Annotated in this window: 12 protein-coding genes; 4 read left to right on the top strand and 8 right to left on the bottom strand. The window is 73.3% G+C overall.

Annotation, left to right across the window (positions count from 1 at the left end):
- Positions 1-17 precede the first annotated feature (17 nt).
- From ACI791_RS04910 to disA, 3 genes are all read left to right on the top strand, one after another.
- Positions 18-686, top strand: a complete 669-nt coding sequence (locus ACI791_RS04910; RefSeq protein ID WP_456585018.1) for a copper chaperone PCu(A)C — start codon at positions 18-20, stop codon at positions 684-686.
- A gap of 99 nt (positions 687-785) precedes the next feature.
- Positions 786-2153: a DNA repair protein RadA gene (gene radA, locus ACI791_RS04915; protein WP_456585019.1), complete on the top strand. Its 1368-nt coding sequence runs from the start codon at positions 786-788 to the stop codon at positions 2151-2153.
- A 117-nt stretch (positions 2154-2270) separates the two neighbouring features.
- Positions 2271-3356: a DNA integrity scanning diadenylate cyclase DisA gene (disA, locus tag ACI791_RS04920; RefSeq protein ID WP_456585020.1), complete on the top strand. Its 1086-nt coding sequence runs from the start codon at positions 2271-2273 to the stop codon at positions 3354-3356.
- 18 nt (positions 3357-3374) lie between these two features.
- Here disA and ACI791_RS04925 read toward each other — a convergent pair whose 3' ends face one another.
- Positions 3375-4046, bottom strand: a complete 672-nt coding sequence (locus ACI791_RS04925; protein ID WP_456585021.1) for a MucR family transcriptional regulator — start codon at positions 4044-4046, stop codon at positions 3375-3377.
- Between the two features lie 77 nt (positions 4047-4123).
- On the opposite strand from ACI791_RS04925, the gene ACI791_RS04930 reads away from it, so the two are divergent.
- Positions 4124-5074, top strand: a complete 951-nt coding sequence (locus ACI791_RS04930; protein ID WP_456585022.1) for an A/G-specific adenine glycosylase — start codon at positions 4124-4126, stop codon at positions 5072-5074.
- Between the two features lie 84 nt (positions 5075-5158).
- On the opposite strand, the gene ACI791_RS04935 is transcribed toward ACI791_RS04930, so the two are convergent.
- The 7 genes from ACI791_RS04935 to ACI791_RS04965 form a co-directional block, all read right to left on the bottom strand.
- Complete coding sequence (locus ACI791_RS04935; RefSeq protein WP_347059253.1) at positions 5159-7696, bottom strand: ATP-dependent Clp protease ATP-binding subunit; 2538 nt, start codon at positions 7694-7696, stop codon at positions 5159-5161.
- Between the two features lie 339 nt (positions 7697-8035).
- Positions 8036-8389 carry a histone-like nucleoid-structuring protein Lsr2 gene (locus ACI791_RS04940; RefSeq protein ID WP_347059252.1) on the bottom strand — a complete coding sequence of 118 codons (354 nt, stop codon included), beginning with the start codon at positions 8387-8389 and terminating at the stop codon, positions 8036-8038.
- Positions 8390-8535: 146 nt separating this feature from the next.
- The gene (lysX, locus tag ACI791_RS04945; protein WP_456585023.1) at positions 8536-10056 is read right to left on the bottom strand and encodes a bifunctional lysylphosphatidylglycerol synthetase/lysine--tRNA ligase LysX; all 1521 of its coding nucleotides are present in this window, start codon (positions 10054-10056) and stop codon (positions 8536-8538) included.
- A gap of 11 nt (positions 10057-10067) precedes the next feature.
- Positions 10068-10874: a type III pantothenate kinase gene (locus ACI791_RS04950; protein ID WP_456585024.1), complete on the bottom strand. Its 807-nt coding sequence runs from the start codon at positions 10872-10874 to the stop codon at positions 10068-10070.
- A 10-nt stretch (positions 10875-10884) separates the two neighbouring features.
- Positions 10885-11310, bottom strand: coding sequence for an aspartate 1-decarboxylase (panD, locus tag ACI791_RS04955; protein WP_456585025.1), 426 nt, complete (start codon positions 11308-11310; stop codon positions 10885-10887).
- Positions 11307-12191, bottom strand: coding sequence for a pantoate--beta-alanine ligase (gene panC / locus ACI791_RS04960; protein ID WP_456585026.1), 885 nt, complete (start codon positions 12189-12191; stop codon positions 11307-11309). The genes panD and panC overlap by 4 nt, the downstream gene beginning before the upstream one ends.
- On the bottom strand, positions 12188-13180 hold the full coding sequence (locus tag ACI791_RS04965; protein WP_456585027.1) for a Rossmann-like and DUF2520 domain-containing protein: 993 nt from the start codon (positions 13178-13180) through the stop codon (positions 12188-12190). The genes panC and ACI791_RS04965 overlap by 4 nt, the downstream gene beginning before the upstream one ends.
- Positions 13181-13477 lie beyond the last annotated feature (297 nt).

Here is a 13477-nt window from a genome sequence, read left to right on the forward strand (position 1 = left end):
GCTGGAGGTCGACGGCTGTGAACCGCGCTCTGCGCGCCGCCACGATGGGCGTTCTGCTCCTTTCCCCGCCCGCGCTCGCCGCGTGCAGCGCGGGGCAGGTGACGCAGACCGCCACCCAGGAGCGCGACAAGGCCGGCGCCATGGCCCAGGTCGGCGACATCACCCTGCGCGCCGTCAACATCGCCTACCCCGAGGGCGGCGCGTACGAGGCCGGCGACGACGCCACCCTCGAGCTGGCCATCGTGAACGGCTCCAACGAGGCCGACACGCTGACCGGCATCACCGGCGAGGGGTTCGGCGAGGCGGTCATCGACACCGCCGCGGCCTCGCCGTCCACCAGCGCGGCGCCGCAGGCGCCGACCCCCTCCGGCGGCGCGGGGGCCGCCGACGAGCTCGAGATCCCGGCCCGCTCCACCGTGTTCGTCGGCGCCGAGGGCGGCCCGGTGATCACGCTGACCGACCTGGACCAGGCGCTGACCACCGGCCAGCGCGTCGAGCTGGTCCTCACCTTCGAGAACGCCGGCGAGGTGAGCGTGGGCGCCCCGGTGGCCACTCCCGACGAGGTTCTCGAGCGCGACGAGTCCTTCGACTTCCACCAGGAGGAGCACGGCGAGGGGGCCAACCAGCGGGACACCGAGGTCGCCGGCGGCGGAAACCCGGAGAACGTCGACGAGCAGCACGGCTGACCCCTCCCCTGCACCACCCGTCGACGGCGGCTCCTCCCGGGGAGCCGCCGTCGCGCGTTCTGCGCGGAAGTGTCGGTGCCCGCGGTTAGCGTCCAGCCCGTGCCCGCCCCCGGAGTGAAGTCCGCTCGCCCCGCCCACCGCTGCACCGAGTGCGGCTACGCATCGGCCAAGTGGGTCGGCCGCTGCCCCGAGTGCCAGGCCTGGGGCACGCTGCAGGAGACCGGCGCCGCGGTGAGCGGCCTCCGCGCCGTCTCCGCCGGCCAGGTCAGCGCCCCGGCCCGGCCGATCGCCCAGGTGGAGCTGGCCGGGGCCCGCGCGGTGCCCACGGGCATCGCGGAGTTCGACCGTGTGCTCGGTGGCGGCCTGGTGCCCGGTGCCGTCCTGCTCGTCGCCGGCGAACCGGGGGTCGGCAAGTCCACCCTGCTGCTCGAGGTCGCCCAGCGCGTCGCCGCCGCCAACGGCCCGGCGCTGGTCGTGTCCGGCGAGGAGTCCGCCGGGCAGGTGCGGCTGCGGGCCGAGCGGATCGGCGCCCTGCACGACCAGCTGTACCTGGCCGCGGAGACCGAGCTGTCCGCCGTGCTGGCTCACGTCGAGGCGGTCAACCCCTCGCTCCTGGTCCTCGACAGCGTGCAGACCGTGCGCTCCCCCGCCGTCGAGGGCACCGACGGCGGCTCCACCCAGGTGCGCGCCGTGGCCTCGGCGCTCACCGGCGTGGCGAAGAGCCGCGGCATGACGACCATCCTGGTCGGCCACGTGACGAAGGACGGCGCCATCGCCGGCCCCCGCACGTTGGAGCACCTGGTCGACGTGGTCATCTCCTTCGACGGCGAGCGGCACTCCACCCTGCGCCTGGTGCGGGCCACCAAGAACCGGTTCGGCCCCGCCGACGAGATCGGCTGCTTCGAGATCGGCGACAGCGGCGTCGTCGGCGTTCCCGACCCGTCGGCGCTCTTCGTGTCGCGGCGGGCCGATCCGGTTCCCGGCAGCTGCGTCACCGTGACGCTGGAGGGCAGCCGGCCACTGCTGGCCGAGGTCCAGGCGCTGGTGGCGAGCACCGGCGGAGGCGGGTCCCCGCGCCGCGCCGTCAGCGGGCTGGACGGGCAGCGGGTGGCCATGGTCAACGCCGTGGTGGAGCGGCGCGGGCGCGTGAAGCTCGCCGATGCCGACGTGTTCGCGGCCTCGGTCGGTGGCGTGCGGATCGCCGAGCCGGCGGCCGACCTGGCCCTGGCCCTGGCGATCGCGTCCGCCGCCAAGGACACCCCGCTCCCCGCCGGCATGGTGGCCCTCGGCGAGGTCGGGCTCTCCGGCGAGATCCGGCGGGTGGGCGGGACCGGTCGCCGGCTGGCCGAGGCCGCCCGCCAGGGATACCGGGTCGCGCTCGTCCCCCCCGACGCCGGCAACGCCCCCGCAGGCATGCGCCTGATCGAGGTCCCCGACCTCGGAACGGCCTTCCACAAGCTGTTCTGAGCCCGTAAGGTCTCGTATCGAGAGGTCGCCCACCGGGGCGGCCACCCCGAGCGCGCCCGCACCCCCCTCCGGCGACGTAGACTCAGCCCCCGTACCACTCGACCGTCAGGAGCGCTCGTGCCCGCCGCTGTGGACCCCGAGGTCGCTCTGCGCGAGCTCCTCGGCCGCATCGCCCCTGGCACGGCGCTGCGCGACGGCCTCGAGCGCATCCTCGCCGGACGCACCGGCGCGCTGATCGTGCTCGGCTACGACCGCGTGGTCGAGTCGCTGTGCACCGGTGGGTTCGCGCTGGACGTGGCGCTCTCCGCGACCCGGCTCCGCGAGCTGGCGAAGATGGACGGCGCGGTGATCGTCTCCTACGACGGCAGCCGCATCGTCCGGGCCGGCGTGCACCTCATGCCCGACCCGACGGTCCCGACGGAGGAGTCGGGCACCCGGCATCGCACCGCCGAGCGGGTCGCCGTGCAGACCGGCTTCCCGGTGATCTCGGTGAGCCAGTCGATGCACATCATCAGCGTGTACGTCGCCGGCCGGCGGTACACCCTCGAGCACCCGACCACGATCCTGGCCCGCGCCAACCAGGCGCTCGCGGCGCTGGAGCGTTACAAATTGCGCCTCGACGAGGTCGCCAGCACCCTCTCCGCCCTGGAGATCGAGGACCTCGTCACCGTGCGCGACGCGATGAGCGTCAGCCAGCGGCTGGAGATGGTGCGGCGCATCGCCGACGAGATCGAGGGCTTCGTCGTCGAGCTGGGCACCGACGGGCGACTGCTCGCCCTGCAGCTCGACGAGATGCTGGCCGGCGTCGAGGAGGACCGCGGTCTCCTCGTGCGCGACTACCTCCCGCCCAGCGGCCGCCGTCCCCGCACCATCGACCAGGTGCTCACCGACCTGCGCGCCCTGACGGCGACCGAGCTCCTCGACCTCTCGGCCGTCGCCCGCTGCTACGGGCTCCCCACGTCGCCGGATGCGCTGGACTCCCCCGTCAGCCCGCGCGGGTACCGCCTGCTGGCCCGGGTGCCCCGGCTGCCCGCGGGCATCATCGACCGGCTCGTGGACCACTTCGGCGGTCTGCAGAAGCTGCTGGCGGCCACCATCGAGGACCTGCTGGCCGTGGAGGGTGTCGGGGAGGCCCGGGCCCGCGGCATCCGCGAGGGCCTGTCGCGGCTGGCCGAGACCTCCATCCTCGACCGCTACAGCTGAGCGAGGACCACGTCTCCCTCACCGGAGCACGAGCGGGGCGTCGCCGGAGACCTTGGTGTCGAGGCGGCCACGCAGCACGTAGGCGCCCGGCGGCGGAGTCACCCGTTCGGCTGCGCAGCCGGGCTCGCTGGTCAGCCCACCCCAGACCACCGGGAAGACCACCGACTCCCCGGGCGCCAGGGTGCGCGGATCGCTGCTGCTCTCCGGGAAGCAGTCGTTGCTGCCCCAGACCCGGGCGCCCGCGGCGTCGACCATCACCAGCTCCTGCAGCTGCTTGTCCAGGGGCCGCACGCAGGGCACCGCCGAGGTGTTGACCACGACGAGCTCGAACGTGGGCTTGCTGCCCACCGCCGCCTGCCCAGGGGTGCGCACCTCCAACCCGAGCATGTCGTCGGTGCAGGGCCCACCCGGAGCGGGTCCGGCCGGCGCCTCGGGGGTCACCGGCGGCGCGGTCACCGGCTCGGTCGAGGGTGGCTGGACCTGCTCCACCGGGGGCACGACCCGCTCGAGTGCCGGCAGCTCCGCCGGCTCGGTCGCCGAGACCTCCGTCGGAGCGGTCACTTCCTCGTCCGACAGGAAGCGGACGGTCAGCCACACCAGGCCGGCGAGGACCGTCAGCAGCACGGCCAGCACGACCAGCCGGCGCCGCCAGTAGACGGCGGCGGGCAGCGGGCCGACCGGGTGCAACACGCCGGGAACGGTAGTGCGCCCGGTGGGGCCCGGTCCGCTCGGCACGCCGCGCCGTCGGCACGGCAGACTGGGTGCCCGTGACCGGTCCGTCCCCCACCGCCGGCTCCGAGCCCGCCGGCGAGACGATCGTCGACTGGTACGCGACCGCCGCACGCGACCTTCCCTGGCGGGCCGCGGGTGTCGACCCGTGGGCCGTGCTGGTCAGCGAGGTGATGCTCCAGCAGACCCCTGTGGCGCGCGTGGAGCCCGTCTGGCGCGCCTGGCTGCAGCGGTGGCCCACCCCCGCCGATCTGGCTGCCGCACCGCCGGCCGAGGTGATCCGGGCGTGGGGCAAGCTCGGCTACCCCCGCCGCGCCCTGCGGCTGCGCGAAGCGGCGACCGCCGTGACCGAGCGGCACGGCGGCGTCGTCCCGGCCGACGTGGCGGCGCTGGAGGCGCTCCCGGGCGTCGGGACGTACACCGCCCGGGCGGTCGCGTGCTTCGGCTACGGCCAGCGGCAGCCGGTGGTCGACACCAACGTCCGCCGCGTGGTCGCGCGGCTGGTGCACGGTCGCGCGGACGCGGGGAGTCCCCGGGCCGGCGATCTCTCCGACATCGCCGCCCTGGCACCGGAGGACGACGCCCGCGCCGTGCGCTTCTCCGTGGCCGTGATGGAACTGGGGGCGCTCGTGTGCATCGCCGGCACGCCGAGGTGCGGCGCATGCCCGGTGCGCGACCGGTGCGCCTGGCGGCTGGCCGGCTCGCCGGCGCACGACGGGCCTGCCCGGCGGGTGCAGAAGTTCGCCGGTACCGACCGGCAGGTGCGCGGACGGCTGTTGGACGTCCTGCGCGCCGCCTCCGAGCCCGTGGACGCCACCGCCCTGGAGCCGGCGTGGGACGACCCGGCGCAGCGCAGCCGCTGCCTGGACTCCCTGCTCACCGACGGGCTGGCCGAGCAGACCGAGGACGGCCTCTTCCGCCTCCCCGGCGACCATGGTGATCCGGGCTCAGGGGGTGGATGCAACACCTCCTCAGCCCGGGTGACCTGATCGTCCCGGGAGCCGGAGGACGACGGACGACAGGGGCCGCCCCACCTCGCGGTGGGAGCGGCCCCTGTCGTCGGTGCTACCGGGTCACTCGGCCTGGGCCGAGGAACCGTTCTCGTCACCGTCGGCGCCCGAGAGGGCCACCGGCGGGGTGTCGGGCAGGTCGAGCGGCTTCGGCTCCCCGCGGAAGGTGAACTTCTGCGCGGGACCCTCGGCGTCGTCCACGTCGACCACGATGATCTGGCCGCTGGCCAGCTCGCCGTAGAGGATCTTCTCGCTCAGCGCGTCCTCGATCTCGCGCTGGATGGTCCGGCGCAGCGGCCGGGCACCCAGGACGGGGTCGAACCCGCGGGCCGCCAGCAGCTTCTTCGCCGCCGGGGTGACCTCGATCGCCATGTCCTTGTTCTTCAGCTGCGTCTCCAGCCGGCCCAGCATGAGGTCCACGATGTGGACGATCTCGTCCTCGGTCAGCTGGTGGAACACGACGATGTCGTCGATGCGGTTGAGGAACTCCGGCCGGAAGTGCTGCTTGAGCTCCTCGTTGACCTTGAGCTTCATCCGCTCGTAGTTGCTCTGGTTGTCGTTCCCGGCCTGGAAGCCGAGACCGACGGCCTTCGAGATGTCCCGCGTACCGAGGTTGGTCGTGAGAATCAGGATCGTGTTCTTGAAGTCCACGATCCGGCCCTGACCATCGGTGAGCCGGCCGTCCTCCAGCACCTGCAGCAGCGTGTTGAACACGTCCGCGTGCGCCTTCTCGATCTCGTCGAAGAGGACCACCGAGAACGGCTTGCGCCGCACCTTCTCGGTCAGCTGGCCACCCTCGTCGTAACCGACGTAACCGGGAGGGGCACCGACGAGGCGGGACACGGTGAACTTGTCGTGGAACTCACCCATGTCGATCTGGATGAGCGCGTCGTCCTCACCGAACAGGAACTGCGCCAGAGCCTTCGCCAGCTCCGTCTTACCGACACCCGAGGGGCCGGCGAAGATGAACGAACCACCCGGACGGCGCGGGTCCTTGAGGCCCGCACGCGTGCGCCGGATCGCCTGGCTGACGCTCTTGATGGCCTCTTCCTGGCCGATGATCCGCTTGTGGAGCTCGTCCTCCATGCGGAGCAGACGCGTGGTCTCCTCCTCGGTGAGCTTGAAGACGGGGATGCCGGTCCAGTTGGCCAGCACCTCGGCGATCTGCTCGTCGTCGACCTCGGCGACGACGTCCATGTCGCCGGCCTTCCACTGCTTCTCGCGCTCGGCCTTCTCGCCCAGCAGCTGCTTCTCGGTGTCGCGCAGCGACGCGGCCTTCTCGAAGTCCTGAGCGTCGATCGCCGACTCCTTCTCGCGGCGCACGGCCGCGATCTTGTCGTCGAACTCGCGCAGGTCCGGCGGGGCGGTCATCCGCTTGATCCGCATCCGGGCGCCGGCCTCGTCGATCAGGTCGATCGCCTTGTCCGGCAGGAAACGGTCGGAGATGTACCGGTCGGCCAGCGTCGCAGCGGCCACGAGGGCGCTGTCGGTGATGCTGATCCGGTGGTGCGCCTCGTACCGGTCGCGCAGCCCCTTCAGGATCTCCACGGTGTGGGCGAGGGTCGGCTCGCTGACCTGGATGGGCTGGAAGCGGCGCTCGAGGGCGGCGTCCTTCTCCAGGTGCTTGCGGTACTCGTCCAGCGTGGTGGCACCGATGGTCTGCAGCTCACCCCGGGCGAGCATCGGCTTGAGGATGCTCGCGGCGTCGATCGCGCCCTCGGCGGCACCGGCCCCGACGAGGGTGTGGATCTCGTCGATGAACAGGATGATGTCGCCGCGGGTGCGGATCTCCTTGAGAACCTTCTTCAGCCGCTCCTCGAAGTCACCGCGGTAGCGGGAACCGGCGACGAGCGCGCCGAGGTCGAGGGTGTAGAGCTGCTTGTCCTTCAGCGTCTCGGGCACCTCGCCCTTGACGATGGCCTGCGCCAGCCCCTCGACGGCGGCGGTCTTGCCGACGCCGGGCTCGCCGATGAGGACCGGGTTGTTCTTCGTGCGGCGGGACAGCACCTGCATGACCCGCTCGATCTCCTTGGCCCGCCCGATGACCGGGTCGAGCTTCTGGTCGCGCGCGGCCTGCGTCAGGTTCCGGCCGAACTGGTCGAGGACCAGGGAGGTCGACGGCGTGCCCTCGGCGGGGCCGCCGGCCGCGGCCGGCTCCTTGCCCTGGTAGCCCGAGAGCAGCTGGATGACCTGCTGGCGGACGCGGTTGAGATCGGCGCCCAGCTTCACGAGCACCTGGGCGGCGACGCCCTCGCCCTCGCGGATCAGGCCGAGCAGGATGTGCTCGGTGCCGATGTAGTTGTGGCCGAGCTGGAGGGCCTCGCGCAGCGACAGCTCGAGGACCTTCTTCGCCCGCGGCGTGAAGGGGATGTGGCCGGACGGCGCCTGCTGGCCCTGTCCGATGATCTCCTCGACCTGCTGGCGGACGCCCTCGAGCGAGATGCCGAGGGACTCCAGGGCCTTGGCGGCGACGCCTTCACCCTCGTGGATCAGGCCCAGGAGGATGTGCTCGGTGCCGATGTAGTTGTGGTTGAGCATCCGGGCCTCTTCCTGGGCCAGGACGACGACTCGGCGGGCTCGGTCGGTGAACCGTTCGAACATCTGCTGCTTCTCCTCTGACCGGCTGGTCCGGCACTGCCCTCCCCGTTCTGGGGAGGAGCACCCGACGTCCGTCGGCGCGCGGGGGCACCGGTCTTTCCACTGTAGTCGCGGACCACGCCGCCCCGTCGTGACGCGACGGTGCGGTGGATGGCTGCCCGGTGCAACGGGCCCCACCCAGGTGGTGTTCCGCCCCGGTTACGCCGTGAGCGGACGACGCGGAAGGCCCCGGCAAGCGCAAGCTTCCCGGGGCCTTCCGCGTCCCACCGCGCACAGCGCGGTGGGACGTGCTGCAGGAGGATCAGCCCGCCGTGAGGCGGTCCGCTCCCCAGCGGAGCTGCGTCAGTGGGCGGCCTCGTAGGCCTCGACGACGCTGGCGGGGATGCGGCCGCGGTCGCTGACGGCGTGACCGTTCTTGCGGGCCCAGTCGCGGATGGCGCCGGCCTGCTCGCGGTCCATGCGGCCGCCGCCACCGGTGGCGCGTGTCCGGCCACCGCCGGAGGCCCGGCCGGCGCCCCGGCCGACCTTGCGGGCCGCGGAGACGTACCGGGCGAAGACGTCACGCATCTCCTGGGCGTTCTTCTCCGCCAGATCGATCTCGTACGAGGTGCCGTCGAGCGAGAAACTGACGGTCTCGTCGGCCGGGAGATTCTCGTCGAGGTCGTCGCTCAGGATGACCTGGACCTTGCGTGCCATTCGTTCCTCGCTAATCGCTGCGGCTGGTGAGCCGGACGGAAATAGCACCCGGCGGGTGCGAAGACCATTAGAGCACGGAAAACTGTTTTCCCGTAATGGCGGAGCGCTCGCCGCCCTAACGGATGACGCCGGAGATGCGGACCTAATCAGGAACTGATTGGGCGGACCAACGGGAACAGGATCGTCTCACGAATTCCGAGACCGGTCAGGGTCATCATCAGGCGGTCCATGCCCATGCCCATGCCGCCCGTCGGCGGCATTCCGTACTCGAGCGCCTCGAGGAAGTCCTCGTCCACCGCCATCGCCTCGGGATCACCGGCCGCGGCGAGCGCCGCCTGCGCGGTGAACCGTTCCCGCTGCACGACCGGATCCACGAGTTCCGAATAGGCGGTGGCCCGTTCGATGCCACCGATGTACAGATCCCACTTCTCGGCCACGCCGGGTGTCGACCGGTGCGCGCGGGTGAGCGGCGAGGTGTCCACCGGGTAGTCGATGACGAAGGTCGGCGCCTCCAGCGTGTGCTGGACGAGCGCCTCGAAGAGCTCCTCGACCAGCTTGCCGTGGATCCAGGCGGGGTCGACGCCCACGTCGTGCCGCTCGGCGAGCTCGCGCAGCCGCTCGATCGGCGTCTCCGGGGAGACCTCCTCCCCCAGCGCCTCGGACACCGCCCCGTAGAGGGGGATCTGCGGCCACTCGCCCGACAGGTCGACCTCGGTGCCGTCGTGGTGCCGGGCGACGTGGTCGCCGAAGAGCGCCTCGGAGCACTCCTGGATGAGCTCCCGGGTGACCGTCGCCATCACCTGGTAGTCGGCGTAGGCCTGGTAGGCCTCGAGCATCGCGAACTCCGGGGAGTGCGAGCTGTCGGCGCCTTCGTTCCGGAAGTTCCGGTTGATCTCGAACACCCGGTCCAGGCCACCGACGATGCAGCGCTTGAGGAACAGCTCCGGTGCGATGCGCAGGTAGAGGTCGAGGTCGAAGGCGTTCATGTGGGTGCGGAACGGCCGGGCGGCCGCTCCGCCGTGCACCGTCTGCAGCATCGGCGTCTCGACCTCGAGGTAGCCGCGGGAGCGCAGACCGGCGCGCAGGGTCGACATCACGGTCGCGCGCTGGCGCACCGTGCGCCGGGCCTCGTCGCGCACGATCAGGTCGACGTAGCGACGGCGGACCCGCAGCTCCTCGCTCATCGGCTTGTGCGCGACGGGCAGCGGGCGCAGCGCCTTGGCGGTCAGCTGCCAGGAGTCGGCGAAGACCGAGAGCTCGCCGCGGCGGGACGTGCCGACCTCGCCCGTGACGAACACGTGGTCACCGAGGTCCACGTCGGACTTCCAGGCCGCCAGCGACTCCTCGCCGACGCGGTCGCGGGAGAGCATCACCTGCAGTTCGGCGTCCCCCTCGCGCAAGGTGGCGAAGCAGAGCTTGCCGGTGTTGCGGTAGAAGATCACGCGGCCGGTGACGCCGGCCCGCTCGCCGGTCAGCGTGTCCGGCTCCAGGTCCGGGTGGGCGGCTCGGATGTCGGCGAGCGTCGTCGTCCGGGGGACGCTCACCGGGTACGGGTCGACGCCCGAGTCGCGCAGCCGGTCCAGCTTCGCCCGGCGGACCCGCATCTGCTCCGGCAGCTCCTCGCCGCCGTCGTCGCCGCCCGTCCCGTTCGGTCCTTCGTCGGTCACGGGAGCCCAGCCTACGGGGCGCCCGCCCGCCGCTCGGCGGCCTGCTGCCGCTGGAAGGCCAGTCGCAGCCCGTGGACGGTCAGGTCGGGTTCGCGCTCCTGGATCGACCGGCAGCTGTCGACCAGCAGCGGGGCCAGCCCCCCGGTGGCGACCACGACCGGCGGGGTGCCGAACTGGGCCACGACCTCCGCCGCGATGCGGGCGACCAGCCCGTCGACCAGGCCGGCGAAGCCGAGCACGAGCCCCGACTGGAGCGCGGCGACGGTGTTCTTGCCGATCGCCTGGGGCGGGCGGGTCAGCTCGACCGAGCGCAGTTGCGCGGCGCGGTTGGCGAGCGCGTCCCGGCTGACCTCGACGCCAGGGGCCAGGGCCCCGCCGAGGAACTGCCCGTCGGGGCCGACGGCGTCCACGTTGGTGGACGTCCCGAAGTCGACGACGACGACCGGTCGGCGGCCGCCGTCGGGCGACCGCCCGAACATCTCCGCGGCCGCCAGGGCCGTGACGACGCGGTCGGCGCCCACCTCACGGGGGTTGTCCACGTGCAGGGGGACGCCGGTGCGCACGCCGGGGCCGATCAGCACCACCGGCACCTCGAGGGAGTCCAGCAGCTGCCGCAGCGCCGGCAGCAGCGCCGGGACGGTCGAGCAGGCGGCGACGCCGGTCACCTCGGTGTCGCGCAGCAGACCCCGCCAGAGCATGCGCAGCTCGTCGGCGGTGGACCGCGGCGCAGTGGTCACCCGCCAGGACCCGACCCGCCGGTCGCCGTCGAACGTGGCGAGGACGGTCTGGCTGTTGCCGACGTCGACGGTCAGCAGCACGGCCGTGCGCTCACCGGACGGGCACGCCGAGGTCGCTGCGCCGCTGGTCGGGAGCCCCGGGCACCGGGGCCGACGCGTCCCCACCGAGCTCGACGACGCGGTTGGCGCCGTCGACGTGCACGACCTTCGGGATGTAGCTCTTCGCCTCGGTCTCGTCCATGACGCCGTAGCTGATCAGGATCACCATGTCGCCGGGGTGGACGAGGTGGGCGGCGGCACCGTTGATGCCGAGCACGCCGGTCCCCCGCTCACCGGGGATGACGTAGGTCTCCAACCGGGCGCCGTTGGTGATGTCGACGATCGCGACCTGCTCGCCGGGCAGCAGGTCGGCGGCGTCGAGGAGGTCCTCGTCGACGGTCACCGAGCCCACGTAGTGCAGGTCGGCCTGGGTGACCGTGGCGCGGTGGATCTTGGACTTGAGCATCGTGCGCATCATCGGGTCTCTCCCAGCTGGATCGCGATGTTGTCGAGGAGTCGGGTGCTGCCGGCGCGGACGGCGACCAGCAGCCGGGCGGGGCCGGTGACGGGCGGCGGCCCCAGGTCGGTATCGGTGAGTTCGAGGTAGTCCTGGACCAGCTGCGGCGCATCGGCGAGCACGCCCCGTGCGGCGGCGAGGACGGCGTCGGCCCCCTGCCGTCCGGCCGCGGCACCGGCCCGCAACGCCCGGTTCACCACCACGGCCGCCCGGCGCTGCTCCGGGTCCAGGTACCGGTTCCGGCTGGACAACGCCAGGCCGTCGTCCTCGCGGACGGTGGGCACGCCGACGACCTCCAGCCCCAGGGCCAGTTCCCGGGCCATCGCCCGGATGAGCGTGAGCTGCTGGTAGTCCTTCTCGCCGAACAGGGCGAGGTCGGGGCGGACCAGGCCGAACAGCTTGGCGACGACGGTGAGCACCCCGGCGAAGTGACCGGGTCGCACCGCACCCTCCAGCACGCCGCCGAGCGGGCCGGGGTCGACGGTCACGCCCACCGCGCCGGGCGGGTAGACCTCCTCCACCGGCGGGTGGAAGACCACGTCCGCGCCCTCCTCGGCGAGCGCGGCCAGGTCGGCGCCCCAGGTGCGGGGGTAGCGGTCGAAGTCCTCACCGGGGCCGAACTGGGTCGGGTTCACGAAGACGGAGACGACGACGCTGCCGGCGCGCGCACGGGCGTTCCGGACCAGGGTGCGGTGCCCCTCGTGCAGCGCACCCATGGTCGGCACCAGGGCGACCGGGCCGGGCAGCCCGGCCACCACGTGGCGTAACTCGGCGACGGACTCGGCGACGGCTGGGCTGGGGGTGGTGGGGCGGGTCGGCGGCTGGGTGCGGACGGCGCTCACCGCGAGCCGGCCGAGTCGTCGGAGCGCGCGCTCGGCGGGGTGGTGGGGTGGGTGGACCGACGCAGCAGGTCCAGCAGCGGCGCGGCCTCGTGCGCCTTGAGCCGGCCGGCCTCGAGCGTCCGCTCCGCGGTGCGCCGGGCCATGGCGACGTAGGCGGCCACCGAGTCCGGGGCCCGCTCGGCGAGGGTGGCCAGGTGGTGGGCGACGGTGCCGGCGTCCCCGCGGCTGACCGGCCCGGTGAGCCCGCGGTCGCCCCGGCGCAGGCCGTTGTCGAGGGCGGCCCCGAGGAGCGGGGCCAGCACCCGGGCCGGCTCGCTCACACCGGCGGTGCGCAGCAGGTCCGCGGCCTCGGCCACCAGGGTGACCAGGTGGTTCGCGCCGGTGACCAGCGCCGCGTGGTAGAGCGCGCGGTCGACCTCGGCGACGAAGAACGGCTCGCCGCCCATCTCGAGGACCAACGTCTCGGCCACAGGGCGGTGCTCGGGGCGGCTGGTGACGCCGAAGGGGGCGAGGGGGAGGCGGTCGGCGTCCTCGGGGGCGCCGGTGAAGGTCATCGCGGGGTGCAGCGCCAGGGGAAGGACCCCGGCCTGCTCCGCGGGAGCGAGGACGGCGAGCCCGTGGGCGCCGGAGGTGTGGAACGCGAGCTGACCGGCGCGCCACGCACCGGTCTCGGCGAGCCCCGCGACGAGGCCGGGGAGGGTGTCGTCCGGTACGGCGAGGACCACCAGGTCGGCGGCGGAGACCACGGCGTCGGCCGGCAGCAGCGGAACACCGGGCAGCAGCCGGGCGGCGCGCTCGGCGGAGGCGGCGGAGAGTCCGGAGGCGGCGACGACCTCGTGGCCGGCGGCGGCGAGCGCGGCGCCGAGGACGGCGCCGACGCGGCCGGCGCCGATGACGCCCACGCGGAGGCGTGCGGGCGCGTCGGACGGACGGAGGGGCGCGTGGGCGGGGCCCAGCGCCGGACGGGCGGTCCTGCGAGCAGCAGGCATCGGTGCACCTCTCGTTCCAGTCCCTGGCGGGTACCGGACGTCGGGCGCGATCTCCGCGGTCGAAGATCGCGGTCGTGCAGGGTGGTGCGGGTCGTGCCGGCCGGCGTCCGCTGCAACCGTGTGTGTCACGCGGGCGACCTGCCGGTGGCGAGTCTGTGTCGAGTGTGCGCCCGCCGCAACGCCTCGTTGCTGTGTCGTGGCTCACGCCCGGTGGTGACCCCCGGCGGGCGGCGGGCCCCGGCGGGCGGCGGAACGGCCCCGCCCCCTACCGTGACGGCCGGCACATCGGCGAGGGAG

This window comes from Blastococcus sp. SYSU DS0973 (genome assembly GCF_054051055.1).